We start from the raw sequence: 18,009 nt of genomic DNA on the forward strand, positions 1-18,009 counted from the left end.
CTGAGCAGCTCGCCAGCCTCGCTTGCGGTGATCTCGCCCCGCTCGACGCGCTGCAGCGTTTCGTACCGTGACAACTCGCTCCGGCTCATCGCGACCACCGTCATCAGCGTGCCCCCAATTGCTCGGGTGGCATGCCACTCGGAAGGCGCCGACCAGAGATTGTGACATCTCTATCTGGCGGAAGAGTGACATTTGTACGTTGCGCTTACAGCCCACCCCCGAGCAAGGAACGATAATCAATATTATGTAAAGTTTTTAGTATCGACAGCGGAGGAGGAGACCTGCCTGCGCTACTCGGTGCCCTCCGGCGCCTTCGGCTCCAGCACCAGCACATTTCCTTCTACCCGCCAGCTATGCAGCCGCGACAGAAAGTTCATGCCGAGCACATCCAGATCGCCGAAATTCTGCGACACCACCACGCCCAGATCTTGCATCTTGAGCGGCCCGAGCGACACTTCCGCGATCCGCGCACGGCGCGCCGCCACGCTGCCATTGGCGGTCTCGATGATCGCCGGCAGGCCTTCGGACGTCTGGATGTCGGCCTGCTTGGCGGTTTGCTCGGAGATCGCCGTGATCGTCGCACCACTGTCGATCAACATGCGGCGCTCGGCGCCGTTGAGCGTGACGCGCGCCCAGAAATGGCCGTCAGGGCTCATCCGGATCCGCACCGTGTCGCCCTCGACGCGTTGGTCCTCGAGACCCAGCTTGGCGCTCAGCGAAGACCAGGCCGCCGCCAGCTCATAGCGGTGCCCGACCGCGAACAGCACCAGCAGCACAATCGCCGCCCAGCCGAGCAGCGTCCGCAGGAACAGCCCGAAGCCGATCCGCCGCACGGAGAGCGCGCTGACCACCAGCACCAGCGCGCCGATCAGCCAGACCATGTTGACGCCGTCGACACCGTTCACGCGTGCAACTCCAGCCCGTCATAGCCCGGCTCGACACCGGCGGGCAGTTCGGCGGCGAGCGTGGCATAGTCCATGCTATGGTCCATGTGGACCAGCGCTGAACGCGCCGGGCGCAGTTCCTCGATCCAGCCCAGCACTTGGCCCAGATGCGGATGCGTCGGGTGCGGTGCGCGGCGCAGCGCATCGACGACCCACACGTCGAGACCGGTGTAGAGCTGCCGCATCTCGGCGGTCATTGCATGGAAATCCGTGGCATGGCCGATGACCTTGCCACCGCTTTCGAAGCGCATGCCGGCCGAGGTTATCCCGCCATGCGGCTGGTCGACGACACGGACCGCGATGTCGCCGATCGTGAAACTGTCAGGCATGGTTTCAAGCGCGACTACCGGCGGGTAGTATTTTCCTCGGCCTTCAAAGATATAGGGGAAACGGCTGAAAAATTGTTCAAAGGTGAAGGGCCGGGCCAACCCGCGCACGGGCGTGCCGCTACGGGCATGCATGATCTGGCGGAGATCGTCCATGCCGTGGCAGTGATCGGCGTGATCATGGGTCCACAGCACCGCGTCGACATCGGAGACCTGCGCAGCGATCAGCTGCTCGCGCATGTCCGGGCTCGTGTCGACCAGCAGCGTCGTCGTCGCGCTGCGCACCAGCACCGAGGAGCGCGTCCGGCGGTTGCGCGACTCGTTCGGATCGCAGGCGCCCCAGTCGGGACCGATGCGCGGCACGCCCGAGGACGTGCCCGCGCCGAGAATGCGGATGCTTAGCGTCAAGGGCAGGTCCCCTGCCCGGTCACGCCAGCGTCTTGGCGAAGAGCGTGTGGAAGTTGGCGCGGGTGGCCTCGGCCAGCATCTCTGGATCCTCGCCGCGGAGTTGCGCCAGGAACGTGCAGGTGTCGACCACAAAGGCCGGCTCGCCGGTCTTGCCGCGATGCGGCACCGGCGCAAGGAAGGGCGCGTCGGTTTCGATCAGCAGCCGCTCCAGCGGCAGCGCGGCGGCGGTCTCCTGCAGGTCCTTGGCGTTCTTGAACGTCACGATACCGGAAATCGATATGTAGAAGCCGAGTTCCAACGCAATCTCGCCAAAGGCGCGGCTGGCGGTGAAACAATGGATCACGCCGGGGAAGGCCCCCTTCCCCATTTCTTCGCGCAGAATCTCGGCGGTGTCTTCCTCGGCGTCGCGCGTGTGGACGATGATCGGAAGCTGGGTCTCACGCGCGGCTGCCAAATGCGCGCGGAAGCTCGCGCGCTGCCGGTCGCGGTCGCTATGGTCGTAATAGTAATCGAGCCCGCTCTCGCCGATGCCGACCACGCGCGGGTGCCGGGCGCGCTCGACCAACTTGGCAGTGTCGACATGCGGGTGGGTGTCCGCCTCGTGCGGGTGGATGCCGACGCTGGCCCAGACATCCGCCTCGCGCTCGGCGACGGCGATCACCTGGTCCCATTCATTCTCGCGCGTCGAGATGTTGAGCATCGCCACCACGCCGGCGTCGCGGGCGCGGGCCAGCACCTCGGGCTGCTGCTCGCCGAGACCCTTGTAGATCAGGTGGCAATGGCTGTCGGCGAGCTTCATGCGTCCTCGGAAGCCTGGAGTTCAAGTCGCGGGAAGATGGGGGTCGGCGGCGCAATCTTGAAGTCCGCGTCGCCTTCTGGACCCAGTTGCGCGAGCAGCTTGGCCGCAGAGGTCGGCACCACCGGTTCGATCGTCACGCCGAGGCGACGGATCGCCTTGAGCAGCGTACCGAGCACCGCGTGCATCCGCTCGGGATCGGTTTTGCGCAGCGTCCAGGGCGCCTGCGCGTCGATATACTGGTTGCAGGCGAACACGCCCGTCATCCAGGCCTCGACGCCCTGGCTCAGCGCCAGATCCTGGAAGGCGCGGGTGAAGGCGGCGCAGGCGGTGTCGACCTCGGTCAGAAGCACTGCGTCGGCCTCATCGGCGCGACCGGCCTGCACCGCGCCTTCGCAGTTCTTGGCGATGAAGCTCAGCGTGCGCTGGGCAAGATTGCCGAAGCTGTTCGAGAGATCGGCATTGGCGCGGGTGACGATCGCCTCGTCGCTGAACGTGCCGTCCTGGCCGAAGCTGACGTCGCGCAGCAGGAAATAGCGCAGCGCGTCGACACCGTAGGTCTCCGCCAGTTCCATCGGATCGACGACGTTGCCGACCGACTTGGACATCTTCTCGCCGCGGTTGAGCAGGAAGCCGTGGCCGAACACCTGTTTGGGCAGTGCGATGTCGGCGGACATCAGGAAGGCCGGCCAGTAGACGGTGTGGAAGCGGACGATGTCCTTGCCGATCAGGTGCAGATCGGCAGGCCAGTAGCGCGCCAGCCGCTCGGCATCGTCGGGGAATCCCGCGCCGGTCAGATAGTTGGTCAGCGCGTCGACCCAGACATACATCACATGGCCCGGCGAGCCCGGCACCGGCACGCCCCAGTCGAAGCTGGTGCGGCTGACGGAAAGGTCGACCAGACCGCCCTCAACGAAGCGCAGCACCTCGTTGCGGCGCGATTCCGGCCGGATGAAGTCGGGGTTGGCGGCGTAGAAGTCGAGCAAGGGCTGCTGGTACTTCGACAGGCGGAAGAACCAGGTCTCCTCCTTGGTCCATTCCACCGGCGTGCCCTGGGGCGAGAGCTTCTGGCCCCCTTCCCCTTCCTGCAGTTCCTTCTCCTCGTAGAAGGCCTCGTCGCGGACCGAATACCAGCCCTCGTAGCGATCGAGATACAGGTCGCCCTTGGCCGCCATCTTCTCCCAGATCGCCTGGCTGGCGCGGTAGTGATCGGCCTCGGAGGTGCGGATGAAGCGATCGCACGAAATGTCGAGTTTCTCCGCCATCACGCGGAAATAGCTCGACATTTCATCGGCGAGCTCGCGCGCGGTCATGTCGCGGGCGCGGGCCGTCTGCACCATCTTGAGGCCATGCTCGTCGGTGCCGGTCTGGAAGAACACGTCGCGACCCTGCTGGCGCTGGAAGCGCGCGATCGCGTCGGCGGCAATCATCTCATAGGCATGGCCGATGTGCGGCTTGCCGTTGGGGTAGTGGATCGCGGTGGTGATGTAGAAGGGGTCAGCCATGCCCGCCGCTTTAGGATGCGGCGCAGCAACGGGCAACCTGTACGCTCAGCGACGCGCGAGCCGGGCCAGGATGCCGCTCATCTCGAACACCGTAGCGGTGGCGTCGAGCGACAGGCCGAGCGCCGCTCCCGCCAGCTCGCGCGCAGCGACATAAGCATCCAGCGCCGTCCGCATCGCCTCGCCCTCCAGCCGCTTGGCGCGGGCGGCGATGAAGCTGGGCGAACGCTCTAAGAATGCCTCGTAGCGCGGCTGGGCAGCCTTTGACCCGAGTTGGCGGCCGAGGCGGGTCCGCACGGAATTGTCCGGGTCACCGCGCTCGGCGAGCAGCGCCATGTCTGCCTCCAGCGCCGACAGGTCGAGCCCGGCAAAGCGCAGCGCACGGCCCGGCGACCCCTCGGCAGCCTCGACCAGCGCAGCAATCTCGATCTCGCTCGCCTCGGAGATCTGGCGGCGCAGCACCGTGGTCGTCTCGGCGTCGGACAGCGGCTCGAAGCGCAGCAGCCGGCAGCGCGAGCGGATGGTCGGCAGCAGCCGGCCGGGCGCATGGCTCACCAGCAGGAAGATCGTCCCCGCCGGGGGCTCCTCGAGGTTCTTGAGCAGCGCATTGGCGCCGCCACGCTCGAGGTCGTCGATCGCGTCGATGATCACCACCCGGCGCGGGCTGAGCGACGGCTTGGTCGCGAACAGCGGCTGGAGGCTGCGCACCTGCGCGATGCTGATCGAGCGAGCGAGTGCCTCGTCCGGCTTGTCGGCATCCTTGGGCAGCCGGGCAAGGATCTTGAGGTCCGGGTGGCTGCCCGCGGCGATCAGGCTGGCGGTGCGGGTGCTCTCCGGCACGTCCCAGCCCGGCAGCAGACGATCGGGTTCGGCGGCCTCGGCCAGCATGCGCGCGGCGGCGATGCGGGCAAAGGCCCCCTTCCCCACGCCCTCCGGCCCGGCGATCAGCCAGGCATGGTGCAACGCGCCGCTCGCCATCGCGGCGGCGAGCGCGTCGCGGGCCTGGTTGTTGCCGATCAGGGCGTCGGCCAAGGCGATCAGGCCAGGTGGAGCAGCGACATGAGCCCTGCCCAGGCGCGGCCGAAAAAGCCTGCCTGGCCGACATCCTCGGCGGCGACCAGCGGCAGCATCTGCTGCGGCATGCCTTCGCCCTCGACGATCAGGTCGGCGATATGGTCGCCCTTCTTGAAGCCGGCCTTGACCGGGCCCTGGTAGACGATCTTGCCGGCCAGTTTCGGGCTAAGCCCCGAGGGCAGCGTGATGTTGAGGTCGCGCGGTGCGACGACGGCAACCTGATTGGCGGTGCCGCCCTGCACGTCGACCGTGCCGACGGTGCGATCCTTCTTCACCACCGGCTTGGTGCTCCAGGCGGCAAAGCCCCAGCGCATGAAGCGCACCGATTCGTCGGCCCGGCCGCTATAGGTGTCGAGCCCTGCCAGCACCATCACCAAGCGGCGGCCGTTCTGCTCGGCCGAGCCGGTGAAGCCATAGCCGGCCTCCTCGGTGTGACCGGTCTTGAGCCCGTCGGCGCCGGGCACCTTGCCGAGGAGCGGATCACGATTGCCCTGCTCGATCGCGGCGCCCGCGCCCAGGGTCTTGCCCCAGGTGAAGCTCGGCAGCGAGTAGAAGGCCTTGTAGAGATCGGGGAAGTCGCGGATCGTCGCGGCGGCGAGATGCGCCAGGTCGCGCGCGGTGACATAGGTGCGGCCCTCGTCCGGCCAGCCGTTCGAGGTGCCGAAATGGCTGTTGGTGAGGCCGATCTTCTTGGCCCGATCGTTCATCAGGTTGACGAAGCCCTCCTCCGTGCCGGCGATGCCTTCGGCCAAGACGACGCACGCATCGTTACCCGAAAGGGTCACGATGCCCTTGAGCAGGTCCGCCACGGTCGGCTGCTCGCCGACGCCCAGGAACATGGTCGAACCCTGCGAGTGCCACTTCTTCCAGGTCTCGGGCCGCACCTCGATCCTCTGGTCGAGCTTGAGCTCGCCCTTCTTGATCAGGTCGAACGCGACATAGACCGTCATCATCTTCGCCATCGAGGCCGGCGGCATGCGGCGATCGGCATCCTTGGCGAACAGCACCGCGCCCGAGGACATGTCTTCCATGTAGGCGATCGGCGCGGGCGTCGGGAAATCCGGGCCGGCGGCCTGCAGCGGAGCGGCGATGGCGAGCGCCAGGAACGAGGCGGCGGCGAGCTTCTTCATGATGATCGGTCCAGAACGCGAGTAATTACCCCTATCGGACCGTGGTGCGGCGCGCATCTCCGAACCCGGCCCGAACGGCCTCTGCCCGCGCCCGCTCCGCCACCGCCTCCGTCGCGAAGGGGCCGAGCTGGACGCGGTAGAGCCCGCCCCCTGCCTTTACGAAGCCGCGCAGCTTTTGGGCAAGCGCCTGTGCGCGTTCGGGCGAAGAAAGTGCGGCCACTTGCACCAGATAGCGGCCCTGGCCCGGCTTGGGGGGCGCGACCTTCGGGGTCGAGCGGGGTTTCGCCGGGGGCGCAACGCTCTCGACGGGGTGCGGGATGACGTCGACGATCGGGTCCGGCTGCGCGGGAGGTGGCAGAAGGGGCTCACCGATATCGGGCTGCGGCGGGAGCTGTAGTCGCAGGGCACGCAGCAGTGCGGGCGGCGAATCGATGCGCGGCTGCGCGGCACCGGCGCTGCGGAGCGCAGCCTGGTCCTCGGCAGAGGGTCGCACCGCACGGATGCGCACCGCCGCCAGCCGATCGGCGGGAACGCCGAGCTGGCTCGCGGCACCTTCGGAGAGTGCGGCGACCGCACCGGGAACCTCGGAGGTCTCCGCGATGCGAACGAGAATCGTGCGGCCGCTGTCGAGCGCGGTCACCTCGGCATAGCTTTCGGCCGGCAGGTTGGGGCTGACCGCCAGGGCGGCGGCGCCGAACGGCTGGACCGCGGCATAGCCCACCGCATCATAGCGTCCGTCGCCCGGCTGGCGCTCGGACGTGCCCCGGCGCCCGCTTGCGCCGGGCGTCGGGTCTGCGTCCTGTGCTCGGGCGCTCGTCGCTGCAAGCAGCGCCAGGGCAAGCGCGATCGGTCTAGCGTTCCACTGCATCGGCGAGCAGGCCTACCGACAAAGCGTAAAAATTCGAGCAATTATAGTCGAGGATCACGCGGTAATTGCCGGTGAGGAGATAGGCAGTTGCGCCCTGCCCGTCGGGCTCCAGCAGCGTCGCCAGCAAGTTGTCCCCCGGCCAGGCGCGGCCCTGCGGGACGACGCCCAGCGCCCGCCACTCCGCCATCGTCTTCCACTGGCTCTGGCGGCCATGGACGCGCGGGCAGCGCGGGCTCGTGGTGCGGTTCGAGATCAGGCGGCGGTCGAGCGACGCGGGCACGGACACGGCGAAGCCCCAGGGCACGCCTGCGCGCCAGCCGGCATTGACGAAATAGTTGCCGATCGAGGCGAGCGTGTCGGCATCGCTGTTCCAGATGTCCGCCACCCCGTCGCCGTCACCGTCGCGGGCCAGGCGCAGATAGACGCTGGGGAGGAATTGCGGCCCGCCGAACGCGCCCGCCCAGCTGCCGACCAGCTTCTCGCGCGGCACGCCGCGGTCGATCATCTTGAGCGTGGCGATGAACTCGTCGGCGAACAGCGCGCGGCGGCGGCCCTCATAGGCAAGGCTGGCCAGCGCCCGCGGCAGATCGAACCCGCCCATCACCCGGCCGTAACTGGTCTCGTGCCCCCAGATCGCCACCATGATCGATTCGGGGACACCGGTCTCGCGCTCGATCGCCGAGAGCCGCCCGCGGGCACGCAGATAGGCGGCGCGGCCGCGAGTGATGCGATCGGCATCGACATGGCGGGCGCGATAGGGCGCGAAGGCGGGGACCGGGGCATTCGGGCTGCTCTCCGGCTGCTGGCGATCGAGCTCGACCACGCGGGCATTGTAGGTGAGCGTCGGGATCACCGCATCGATCGCGCGGCGGCTCACCCCAGCGGCGGCGGCCTGGGCTGCGAGGGTCTGGAGGTAGCTTTGAAAGCCCGCCTCGTCCTGCGCCAGCGCAGGGGTTGTCGGCACGGCAAGGGCAATGGCGAGGCCGGCAATCCCGGCGAGATACGAGCGAATACGCGACATGGCCCGGCTGTTGCACAGCCGCGCGCCCACAGAAAGCCCGCGCGCCCGTCCGATACGACGAAAACCGCGTCCGGTGGCGACCAAAGGAAAAACACCGGCCGCGCGGGGCACGACCGGTGTCCTTCGATCCAGCGCACCCGGGAGGGGTGCGGCAGGCGTGGTTCAGGCGAACGCGACGCGTGCGGTGTTGCGACGGCGCAGCGCACCGCCGACGAACGCGAAGCCGCCGATCATCATCGCCCAGCTGGCGGGCTCGGGAACCGGGGCGAAGGTCGCCTGGGCGCCGTACGAGCCGTTGCCGCGCGACGTGCCCTTGATCACGATGGTGTTTTCCTTGCCAGCGATGATCGGCACGTCGTTGGCGAAGACCGCCTCGTTCAGGCCGCCATAGGTGCCGGTCAGCGCAACGCCGTTGAACACGACCGAGAACAGGTCGAGATCATTGGCAGCCTTGAGCTTCACCGCGCTGGTGTTGATCGAGGCGCTGCCCGTCAGATAGGCCGGCAGGGTGAAGGTGTAGATGTGCTCGAAGTCGCCGGCCTCGATGCCCGACTTGCCGAAATCGGCCGAGTAGGTGCCGTCGGTACCCGGAGCGATGTTCATGTTCGCGCCGGTGTAGTTGGTGGTGACGACCGTGGTGGCCTGCGCCGCGCCCGAGAAGGAGACGACGGCGGCGATGGCGCCGAGTGCCGGAAGAAGCTTGTTGATCATAAACCCTCTGTTTTCGCTGGAGCCGAAACGATTGCTGGAAGCCCCTTCCGAACTAGCCGCCGGCGCGCCGGCTTCAACAAGCCGTTGGTCCCGAACGGGGACCCCGTCCCGGTCCGGAACAGCGGAAGGGCGTGCGTTTACGATGTTTGTCGCTTGGCCGCTCGCGACTCGAATGTGACAGGTCCGTGAACACCGCGCCGCACTGGGATGGATTGATCCGGCCGCCAACTCGGACTAGGCGCTGGCGTCGTACGGAGGGGTGGCCGAGTGGTTTAAGGCAGCGGTCTTGAAAACCGCCGTGGGTGCAAGCTCACCGTGGGTTCGAATCCCACCCCCTCCGCCAACCACCATTTGCGCCCTGCCGCAGCTCATTGCGGGACAACCCTTTTCCCCAGCTTTTTCGCTGCAAACGCTGTCGCAGCCGATTGCAATTCACATCGGCGTTTCGCAAATGTTCTGGGGGCATTTTGGGGGTACGACCCCCGGCAGCTGGGGGTATCAAGTGTTAACCGATGCGAAGTGCCGTGCGACGAAGCCGACGGGCAAGGCATACAAGCTCTCGGATTCGCGCGGCCTGTATCTATTTGTCACGGCCACGGGCTATCGTTCGTGGCGCTGGAAATATCGCTTGCGCGGCAAGGAACGAGCCCTCGTGCTCGGCGCCTACCCGGACATGCCACTGAGCAGAGCGCGGGACGCGCGGGACGCCGCAGCTCTCATGCTTCGCGATGGGCAGGACCCATCGTTAGTGAAGAAGCGCGGTGCCCCCATTGGCACCCCCACGCTCAAGCAGTTGGCGGAGGACTGGATTGGGGTACAGAAAGCGACCTGGGTACCCCGTCACGCGCGGGACGTGCAGCGCAGCCTGGAGCGGGACGTGTTTCCGGTTTTGGGGGAAGCGCTGATCACGGAGATCACGCCCCCCGACGTGCTTCGTCTGCTCCGCGCGATCGAGTCGCGGCCGGCAATCGAGACGGCGCATCGGGTTTGCCAGCGCCTCGAAGTGGTCTTCGCCTTCGGGATTGCATCCGGCCAGTCGAGTGGCAATCCCGCCGCGGAGGTGCATGCTGCGCTCAAGCCGGTGAAGCGTGGGCGGCAGCCGGCGCTCCGCAACCTGCAGGAAGCCCAGCAGCTATTGCTGGAGAGCGAAAAGCAGCCGGGACAGCCTCTGGTCAAGATCGCGTCGCGCTTGCTGGCGCTCACTGCGGTACGACCTGGGGTGATTCGCCTCGCACAGCCGGACGAGCTCGAGGACCTGGACGGCGCGGCCCCGATCTGGCGCATCCCTGCCGAGAAGATGAAATTGTCGCTCGAACGGAAGAACGATGCCGCCTTCGAGTTCGTGGTGCCGCTCTCGCGACAAGCCGTCGAGCTGTTCAAGTTGGCGATTCGGCTCACCAAGCCTGGACCGTACTTGTTCCCGAATCTGCGCCACGCGCACCGACCGATGAGCGACGCGGCGATCGGCACGATGTACAATCGCCTTTCCGAATTTCGCGGGCGGCACGTTCCGCACGGATGGCGCTCGACCTTCTCGACGGCAATGAACGAGCTGGCCGAGCGCGAGAACAGGCCAGGCGACCAGGCCGTCATAGATCTCATGCTGGCCCACAAGCCGAAAGGTGTGGAGTTCGCGTACAACCGGGCGGCGTATATGCCGCGGCGGCGGGAGATTGCGCAGCTGTGGGCAGACATGCTGACCGACGGCTTGCCTGCGCCCGATACGCTGCTGGACCTTCCGCGCCGCTGACGCTCGCCCGCGAGGGCCGCGCATGACGGCCCGTTCCGTACGCCAGATCCTCAAGGGCGTGAGCGCCAGCCTGCAGGGCAAGACGCGCGGCCCGGATCACGATCCCGAGGGCAAGCGCCGTACACCGCATCGCGACAGCTACGACGTCGACGACGCGCGGGCGAAGCCCTGGCGGCCGATCGGCGACGGCAGCGTCGGCCAGGGCATCGCGCACCGCGAGGCGCTGATCCAGACCGCGAAGGAGCTGTTCCAGCATCTCTGGCGCGAGTACCCCCTCGCCGAGATTCGCCAAGCACGCCAGCGGCACGCCGCGCTTTCGGCCGAGCTCGACCAGTACGTAGCCGGCGCCGAGGCGGCGCCGGGGCGCCCCGCCCTTCTCCGCCAGGAGCTCGGCAAAGTCAGCAGCTACCTGCAGGCCGCAGACGGGCGGCTGCGGCGCATCGACATCACCGTGCTTGAGGCGCTGCTCCAGACGATCGACTTCGCCACCGGCCGCCTGTTCCCCGCGATCGAGACGATCGCCGCGCGCGCCGGTTGCCACCGGAACAGCGTGATCGCGGCGCTCCAGCGCCTACGCGACCACGGCTTCATTGCTTGGGTGCGGCGCACGGTCAAAACCGCCAACGAAGGCGAGTTTGCCCCGCAGCGCGAACAGACCAGTAACGCCTACTATTTCGAGCATCGCGCCAAGATGACCGGGCGGGTTTTCCAGCGCTACTGCCAGCTCCTGGTGGTTAAGCTCCGCCGCCTGGGCAAGGTGCCGAATGCGATCACGAACCGCGGCCCCCGCGAGCCGCGGGACCCTGCCCTCCGCCAGGCGCTCGCCGCCCTCGCCGAGCTGACCAACAAGACCCTCAAGGGCGACATGTCGAAGCTGGGCAACCTGTTCGAGGATGCCCAGGTGCAGCAGGGCCTGCGCCCGCTGATCGCCAATATGGAGGAATATCGCCGCATCCGCGCGGCGGCGCTGGCGGCCGGCGGCACTACCGATCGCGACTTCGCCGAGCGCATGAAGGACTCGGCCGAGCAGACCAGGCGCCTGCAGGTGAGCGGCACCGCGCTTGCGGTCACGCTCGGCGCCAAGCTGCTCCCCACCGTCAACGCCGTGCTCGAGCGCGCGAACGCCTTCACCGACCGCGTCACGAAGTGGACCGCCGCCAACCCGGGCCTGGCGCGGTCGCTGGCCGTGGGGGCCGCCGCCTTCGCTGCCCTGTTCCTTGTGCTCGGCGGCGGCGCGATCCTGATCGCCGGCCTGGCCGCGCCCTTTGCGGCACTTGCCGCTACGGCGTCCCTGATCGGCGTCGGCATGCTGCCGCTGATCGGGATCGTCGGCGGCGTGGTGCTCGGCGTCGTGGCGCTCGTCGCCGCGGTCTATGCGATCTACGCCAATTGGGGAGCGATCAGCACCTGGTTCGCCGGGCTGTGGGAGAGCATCAAGTCGGCGACTTGGTCCGCGATCCAGTTCGTCGGCCGCGTACTGCTGAGCTTCTCCCCCGTGGGGCTGATGATCCAGGGCTTCATGGCACTGCTCGCCTGGATGCGCGGGCCGCTGGGGCAGCGCATGATTGCAGCGGGCGGCGATATCGTGCGCGGCATCATCACCGGCATCACCGGCATGCTGGGACGGCTCAAGGATACGATCGTTGGGGCGGCATCGGCGGCGGCGAGCTGGTTCAAGAGCAAGCTCGGTATTCACTCGCCCTCGCGCGTGTTCGCGTCGTTCGGCGGGTTCATGATGCAGGGCCTCGATCAGGGCCTCGCGCGGGATCAGGACCGGCCCGTCGACCGGATCGACGGCCTCACCAGCCGCCTGGCCAATGCCGTCGCCACCGGCACTGCGGCGCTGGCGATCGGCGCCGGCAGCGCAGCACCGGCAGCAGCGCGGCCGAGCGCTGCCCCCGCCGCGCTTGGCCCGGTGACGATCGTGATCCAGCAGCTTCCCGGCCAGTCGGAGCGCGATCTCGCCCGCGCCGTTCGCGCCGAGCTCGAGAGGCTCACCCGCGTCGGCGCCGGCCGCCGCACGTCGATGGCCGACCGCCCCGATGGAGATGACCTGTGAAGCTCTTGAGCCTGGGCATGTTCGTCTTCGCGATCGACACGCTCGCCTATGACGAGCTGCAGCGCAAACGCGCCTGGCGCTTCGCGACGAACGGGCGCGTCGGCGCCAAGGATGCGATCCAGTTCACCGGCGCCGATCTGGAGACGGTGACGCTCTCGGGCAGCACCCATGTCGAACTGGCGGACGGCCGCGTCTCGCTCGACCAGCTGATCGACATGGCGGCCGAGGGCGAGGATTGGCCTTTGGTCGACGGTCGCGGCAATGTCCTCGGCCACTTCGTCATCACCGCGATCGACGAACGACACCGCCACTTCCTCCCCGATGGCCGGCCGCGCCAGATCGATTTCGGCATCGACCTGCTCGAAGCGCCGGATGCCGCCGCATGACGCCCACCGCCGATTTCCGCATCACGCTGGACGGCAAGGATCTGTCGCCCAGGATCCGCCCGCGCCTGATCAGCCTGCGCCTCACCGAGAAGCGCGGGGGCGATGCCGACCAGCTCGACCTGGTGCTCGACGACAGCGACGGCCGCCTGGCCCTGCCGCCCGAGGGTGCGGTGCTCACCGTCGCGCTCGGCTGGAAGGCCGGCGACGGCGTCGCGATCGGCCTGGTCGACAAGGGCCGCTTCACGGTGGATACGGTGGAGCATAGCGGGCCGCCCGACACCGTCAGCATCCGCGCCAGCGCCGCGGACTTTGCCGGCAGCCTCACCACCCGCCGCGAGCAGAGCTGGCACGACACCACGCTCGGCGCGATCGTCCAGGCGATCGCCGGCCGGCACCGGCTCCAGCCCCGCTGCGCGCCCGCGCTCGCCTCAATCGCCGTCCATGCCAAGGCGCAGGAGCGCGAAAGCGACATCGCGTTGCTGCGCCGCCTCGGCCGCGAGCATGACGCGGTGGCCACGATCAAGGCCGGGTGCCTGATCTTCGCGCCCATCGGCGCCGGCATCACCGCCACCGGCAAGCCCCTGCCCGGCGTCACCATCCGCCGCCGCGACGGCGATCGGCACAGCTACCGCGTCGAGAAGCGTGAGGCCGCCGGCAAGGTGGTGGCCGAGTGGCACGATCGCAAAGGCGCGAAGAAGCAGCAGGTGACGGCCGGCAGCAGCGACGGCGCCGAGCGCAAGCTATCCCGCGTCTATGCCAGCGAAGCGGAAGCGAAGCGCGCCGCCGCGGCCGAGGCCAGGCGCGCGGGCCGCGCGCCGCGCAGCCTGGATCTCACCCTCGCCTTCGGCCGCGCGGATCTCGCTCCCGAGCAGCCCGCCACCGCCCAAGGGTTCAAGGCCGATATCGATGCGCAGCGCTGGCTTATATCGGGGTGAACCACCGGTTAGACGATAGCGGCGGCTTTACCACCGCGGTGAAGCTGGAGCTTTCAGGAGGAACGCCGTTTGTATGATGCGGTGGGAACAATCGCCGACAGTCCTGAAACGCGGTAGCGCGAGAAACACAATCTATTGACCTGTACCTCTCATCGTAGTTGCTTCGTTTCGATACTGGAACAACGTCCAACGGCGAGCGACTCGCTGGGCATGATATGATTTCGCAGGGGGGCGAAATGTACTACTCGAGAGCGGAATTGGAGCGATGGGTCGCGCGCGTAGACGACCACTCACGCGCGAGGGCGGATCGCGTCGAGAGCAGGCTCAACGAAGACGACGATCTTCGCAGCCGGGTTTTGGCGAAACCCGACCACCGCGAACGCATCTTCGCCGCTCTCGCTACCGGCGAAATTGGATACCTGCGCGACAGGCAGCGACAATTGGTTTCCTGGATCGAGGATAACCCACCGCACCTCTGGTTGAGCACATCGCCCACGGTGATTGTCGACTTGGATGATCGCACGGCTGACCTCCACGCGTTCCAACGCAAATATGGCTGTTCACCCCAGCAGTTCGCCCGACTTATTCGTCACAGGGGTCATGACCGACCAGGCCCGGTGCTCGTCAACCTGCGCGCCGACGATCTATCGCGCTATGTCACCGGCGGCGTCTCTCAGCTCGTCGGCTGCGTGCTGGCGGAGGTAGAGCATCATCCGGAGCGCTTCTACCGGCTGCAGCACGTACGAGCGGCCGCCTTCCGCCTGATGGGAGTGAATTGGTCGGAACTGTCAGCGCGGGCAGCTTGGGCCGGCCAGGGGTATCGCAAGCTGCACTCCGCGTTGCTCGCGGAAAGATCGGAGGCAGGATACGAGGTCACCCGCGACGCCCAATGGCCGGTGCCGAACCAATTCGAGGGCAGGATAGCCTATTACCTCGCCGTTCGCGACTTGGCCGCAAGGCACGGTGGCCCTCTGCTTGATGATCCTATCCTAGACGACTGGCTCCAGGGCGGCGGCGATGGCGTGCTAGAGGTTATGAAGGTCGGCGGGCAGTTGAAGGACCGGATGTCGCGGCTCTACCTGCACCATCATCTCCTGAGCGCACCACTCACAGGTGCCCTGGGCGGCGACTATGCCATGCTCGCGCGTGAGGTAGACCATGCATCCAAGACGCTGATCGATAAAAACGTTTTCACCCATGCGCTCGGTGCCGCGGCCGAGGGAGGACGCGTAGGACTGGCCACATGGATGTTCCGGCAGCAAGCCGGCATGGACCCAAGACCAGGACAAACGCCTCAGCATGTCGGCAAGGCACCTGTTTCGCGCTACCCCGACGACGATGAATTTGGCCAGTTCCTCAATCGCGTCGACCATAATCGAGTCGCGATATTGGCGAACCGAGGCGAAGTCTTAGACGAAATGAACCAAGTGGTCGAACGCATCGCCAAGCGCCGCCGCCGCGCCCCGCGCCCACTCGATGTAGAGGAGGAAATCGCTCTTTTTCGCGACATGGTCGCTATCGGCGCAAAAGATGGTTGTCAGATTCCAGCAACGGTCTTGGCGGCCGCAGGCATGGCTGCGGCGGTTGCGACCGTAGCCACCGGATCCGATACTCCGACGGGAGTGGCTGCAGTGAGTCTAGCCGTTGGAAACTTCTGCACGGTGATCGAGAAGGCCAAAGGGGTACTCTCGAATCACAGCTGGGGCGAACCTATCGCAGAGCGCCTTGATCGTCTGGGAAATGGATTGTGTAAGAAGCGTCTAGACCGAGTTCGGATAGATCGGTTCGTCGGCACGCTGCGCGTGTGAGCACGCTGGGGGGAATTCAAAATCTTCAGCAGGTGGCGGGCGAGCTGCAGTCCGCAGTCGACCACAATCGGTCAGCCTTTCGAACGATTGAACGTCCGATACTGCCGAAAGCAGCCGATGGCGCTGGTAAGAACGCCCCTCACCCGTCAAAGGGATGGCCTAGTTTGGTCCGGACGGGATCGTCAGAAACGCTTGATGATTCTCCGCCAAAGTCCTCGAACTGGCGGTAGCACGCTGCCACAAACGCAGTCGGTCCCCGCATCGCTTAACGGCAGGTGCCCGCCGCTATGCGGATGCTGGCGCCGTCGTCCGCTGTGCTCTAAGCAGGCTGAAAGCCCAATATCCCTGGAGTTCTGATGGCGCTGGTGAAGAAATCGACCCTTGGTGCTCGCGCAAAACGCGACAGGGAAGAATCCACGGCGGCAGAGGCCAAGGTGGCATCGGCGCCCCTGCCGCAGGCGCGGGTCACCCGCCGGACGCGCCGCCCCGCCAATGCCATCGAGGGGATCGACCAATCCGTTCAGGAACTGGCCAGCGGCATCGCCGAGGCCTCCGCCGCAGCGAGCGAGTTGCAGCGGGCGATGGACCATATCGCGAGCGGCGCCGAAGAAGCCGCCGGCGCAGGGCAGGAATCGCAGGGCCTCATCGCCTCGCTCAACGCCAATTTCAGGGACGCGAGCACGCGGGCCGAGGATGCGCGCCGCCAGATCGAGATCGTCCAGAACGCCTTTGCCGAGGTTGGCGTGCAGATCGAGATGTCGGTCGTCGCGATCGAGCTCAACGCCCAGCGCCAGCTTGCGACCGTCGCCGTGATCGACGCGCTGGAGCAGGTAGCCGGGGAGATCGGCACGGTCGGCGTCAGCGTCGCCGATGTCGCCGACGAGACCAGCCTCCTTGCGCTCAACGCGACGATCGAGGCAGCGCGGGCCGGCGATGCCGGCAGCGGCTTCGCGGTGGTGGCGGACGAGATTCGCGCACTGTCCGAAAGCTCCGAAGCCGGCGCGGGCGAGATCCAGCAGCTGGCGGCGAGCGTCGTCGGCGAGGTGAACCGGGTGGTGCAGCAGGTGCGCGCGGCTTCCGAACTGGCCACGCGGGAGGCGCAGTCGGGCCGCGCTGTCGTCGTGCAGCTCAAAGAGGCGCGCGAGGAGCTGGCGGCGCTGGGTGCGGGCACGGCGGCGATCGTCCAAGCCTCGGCGGAGGCCGAGGCCGCCGCCGCGGAAGCCGAGCAAGGCGCCGAGCAGGTCGCAAGCGCCGCCGAGGAGCAATCGGCGGCCACCGCGCAGGCGCAGCAGGCGGTCGAGCAGCAGGGCACGTCGCTGGAGGAAAGCCAGCGCACCGCCGAGATGCTGGGCGATCTGATCCAGGCGCTGGAGGGCGACGGCGCGAACCAGGGCGCGGTCGAGCAGATCGCCGCTGCGGCCGAGGAACTGTCGGCAACGGTGCAGGAGCTTTCGGGTGCCTCGGGCGAGATCCTGGTCGCGCTCGAACAGATCGCGCGCGGCACCCAGGTCCAGGCGTCCGCGACCATGCAGGCCGATATGGCGATGGGCCAGATCGAGGGGTTGGCCGAGGTGCTGCAGGCGCGCGCCTCCGCGGCCGCCGAGCGGATCGGCGCCATCGTCGAGGGCGTCGTGATAAGCGGCGCGGCGATCGAACGGGTGGCGGGCGGCGTCGAGCATGGTCTGGCGGAGCTTCGCGCCGTGCTCGATCTACTGGCCGCGCTGGCGGATACGGCGCGCGGCATCGACAAGATCATCGGCAAGCTCGCGCTGATCTCGGTGCAGACCAACATGCTCGCGGTGAGCGGCTCGGTGGAGGCGACGCGCGCGGGCGAGGCCGGGCGCGGCTTCACCCTGGTGGCGGGCGACATCCGCAAGCTCGCGCAGGATTCGGCGACGCGCGCCGATCGCGCGGCGGACATCGTGCGCACGATGCAGGAGCAGATCGCGACGGTGCGCCGCGACCTCGAACAGGTGATCGGCGCGGCCGAAGTGGAAATCGGGCGCAACCGTGCGTTCGTCGAGCGCTTCCGCTCGATGATCGAGGACCTGCAGGCGGCGCGCGGCGCGAACGATGCGATCCTCGCGGGAACGCAGGACATCCTGCGCTCCGTGCGCGAGATCCGCAGCGGCACCACCCAGATCGCCGAAGCGGCGGATCTGGCGAACGGTGCCGCGCGCGAGGCCGGCGCCGCCGCGCGCCAGCAGGCGCAGGGGGCCGAGTTGCTGGCCGCCGCGATCGAGGAAATCGCTCAGATCGCGACCGCAATCGCCGCGCAGGCGGCCTGAACG

15 protein-coding genes and 1 tRNA gene are annotated in these 18,009 nt (G+C 67.5%); 7 read left to right on the forward strand and 9 right to left on the reverse strand.

Going from position 1 to position 18,009, the window contains the following annotated elements; all coding sequences use genetic code 11:
• Positions 1–290: 290 nt before the first annotated feature.
• From CA234_RS21285 to CA234_RS21325, 9 genes are all read right to left on the reverse strand, one after another.
• Positions 291–905 carry a TIGR02281 family clan AA aspartic protease gene (locus CA234_RS21285; protein ID WP_125973695.1) on the reverse strand — a complete coding sequence of 205 codons (615 nt, stop codon included), beginning with the start codon at positions 903–905 and terminating at the stop codon, positions 291–293.
• Entirely contained in the window at positions 902–1,678 is a 777-nt protein-coding gene (locus CA234_RS21290) for an MBL fold metallo-hydrolase (RefSeq protein ID WP_125973693.1), read from the reverse strand. The genes CA234_RS21285 and CA234_RS21290 overlap by 4 nt, the downstream gene beginning before the upstream one ends.
• 19 nt (positions 1,679–1,697) lie before the next feature.
• A complete protein-coding gene (locus CA234_RS21295; protein WP_125973691.1) occupies positions 1,698–2,477 on the reverse strand; it encodes a TatD family hydrolase in 780 nt (259 codons plus the stop codon).
• Complete coding sequence (gene metG / locus CA234_RS21300) at positions 2,474–3,979, reverse strand: methionine--tRNA ligase (protein WP_126002706.1); 1,506 nt, start codon at positions 3,977–3,979, stop codon at positions 2,474–2,476. The genes CA234_RS21295 and metG overlap by 4 nt, the downstream gene beginning before the upstream one ends.
• A gap of 45 nt (positions 3,980–4,024) precedes the next feature.
• Positions 4,025–5,008, reverse strand: coding sequence for an AAA family ATPase (locus tag CA234_RS21305; protein WP_125973687.1), 984 nt, complete (start codon positions 5,006–5,008; stop codon positions 4,025–4,027).
• 5 nt (positions 5,009–5,013) lie between these two features.
• On the reverse strand, positions 5,014–6,180 hold the full coding sequence (locus CA234_RS21310) for a D-alanyl-D-alanine carboxypeptidase family protein (protein WP_125973685.1): 1,167 nt from the start codon (positions 6,178–6,180) through the stop codon (positions 5,014–5,016).
• A 31-nt stretch (positions 6,181–6,211) separates the two neighbouring features.
• Positions 6,212–7,048, reverse strand: a complete 837-nt coding sequence (locus CA234_RS21315) for an SPOR domain-containing protein (protein ID WP_125973683.1) — start codon at positions 7,046–7,048, stop codon at positions 6,212–6,214.
• Positions 7,032–8,069 (reverse strand): lytic murein transglycosylase, encoded by a 1,038-nt coding sequence (locus CA234_RS21320; protein ID WP_125973681.1) that lies wholly within the window; start codon positions 8,067–8,069, stop codon positions 7,032–7,034. Before CA234_RS21320 ends, CA234_RS21315 begins: the two co-directional genes overlap by 17 nt.
• Before the next feature lie 162 nt (positions 8,070–8,231).
• Positions 8,232–8,780, reverse strand: coding sequence for an FxDxF family PEP-CTERM protein (locus tag CA234_RS21325; RefSeq protein WP_126002707.1), 549 nt, complete (start codon positions 8,778–8,780; stop codon positions 8,232–8,234).
• Positions 8,781–9,033: 253 nt separating this feature from the next.
• Here CA234_RS21325 and CA234_RS21330 point away from each other — a divergent pair.
• The 7 genes from CA234_RS21330 to CA234_RS21365 all read left to right on the forward strand — a co-directional run bounded on the left by CA234_RS21330 (position 9,034) and on the right by CA234_RS21365 (position 18,006).
• Positions 9,034–9,123 (forward strand) — tRNA-Ser (locus CA234_RS21330).
• A gap of 159 nt (positions 9,124–9,282) precedes the next feature.
• On the forward strand, positions 9,283–10,530 hold the full coding sequence (locus CA234_RS21335) for an integrase arm-type DNA-binding domain-containing protein (protein WP_164521905.1): 1,248 nt from the start codon (positions 9,283–9,285) through the stop codon (positions 10,528–10,530).
• 22 nt (positions 10,531–10,552) lie between these two features.
• Positions 10,553–12,589: a phage tail tape measure protein gene (locus CA234_RS21340; RefSeq protein WP_126002709.1), complete on the forward strand. Its 2,037-nt coding sequence runs from the start codon at positions 10,553–10,555 to the stop codon at positions 12,587–12,589.
• Entirely contained in the window at positions 12,586–12,975 is a 390-nt protein-coding gene (locus CA234_RS21345) for a phage tail protein (protein ID WP_126002710.1), read from the forward strand. The genes CA234_RS21340 and CA234_RS21345 overlap by 4 nt, the downstream gene beginning before the upstream one ends.
• On the forward strand, positions 12,972–13,910 hold the full coding sequence (locus CA234_RS21350) for a contractile injection system protein, VgrG/Pvc8 family (protein WP_241213621.1): 939 nt from the start codon (positions 12,972–12,974) through the stop codon (positions 13,908–13,910). The genes CA234_RS21345 and CA234_RS21350 overlap by 4 nt, the downstream gene beginning before the upstream one ends.
• Positions 13,911–14,146: 236 nt before the next feature.
• Positions 14,147–15,718, forward strand: coding sequence for a hypothetical protein (locus CA234_RS21355; protein ID WP_126002711.1), 1,572 nt, complete (start codon positions 14,147–14,149; stop codon positions 15,716–15,718).
• A gap of 434 nt (positions 15,719–16,152) precedes the next feature.
• Positions 16,153–18,006, forward strand: coding sequence for a methyl-accepting chemotaxis protein (locus CA234_RS21365; protein ID WP_241213622.1), 1,854 nt, complete (start codon positions 16,153–16,155; stop codon positions 18,004–18,006).
• Positions 18,007–18,009: the final 3 nt, after the last annotated feature.

The sequence above is a fragment of the Sphingomonas sp. ABOLE genome (assembly GCF_003950455.1).
Lineage (GTDB): Bacteria > Pseudomonadota > Alphaproteobacteria > Sphingomonadales > Sphingomonadaceae > Sphingomonas > Sphingomonas trueperi.

Bases quoted from the DNA above. Each gene is read 5' to 3' on its own strand.
- CA234_RS21325 (WP_126002707.1), bottom strand. From the start codon at position 8,780: ATGATCAACAAGCTTCTTCCGGCACTCGGCGCCATCGCCGCCGTCGTC.
- CA234_RS21320 (WP_125973681.1), bottom strand. From the start codon at position 8,069: ATGTCGCGTATTCGCTCGTATCTCGCCGGGATTGCCGGCCTCGCCATT.
- CA234_RS21340 (WP_126002709.1), top strand. From the start codon at position 10,553: ATGACGGCCCGTTCCGTACGCCAGATCCTCAAGGGCGTGAGCGCCAGC.
- CA234_RS21295 (WP_125973691.1), bottom strand. From the start codon at position 2,477: ATGAAGCTCGCCGACAGCCATTGCCACCTGATCTACAAGGGTCTCGGC.
- CA234_RS21355 (WP_126002711.1), top strand. From the start codon at position 14,147: ATGTACTACTCGAGAGCGGAATTGGAGCGATGGGTCGCGCGCGTAGAC.
- CA234_RS21350 (WP_241213621.1), top strand. From the start codon at position 12,972: ATGACGCCCACCGCCGATTTCCGCATCACGCTGGACGGCAAGGATCTG.
- metG (WP_126002706.1), bottom strand. From the start codon at position 3,979: ATGGCTGACCCCTTCTACATCACCACCGCGATCCACTACCCCAACGGC.
- CA234_RS21310 (WP_125973685.1), bottom strand. From the start codon at position 6,180: ATGAAGAAGCTCGCCGCCGCCTCGTTCCTGGCGCTCGCCATCGCCGCT.
- CA234_RS21315 (WP_125973683.1), bottom strand. From the start codon at position 7,048: ATGCAGTGGAACGCTAGACCGATCGCGCTTGCCCTGGCGCTGCTTGCA.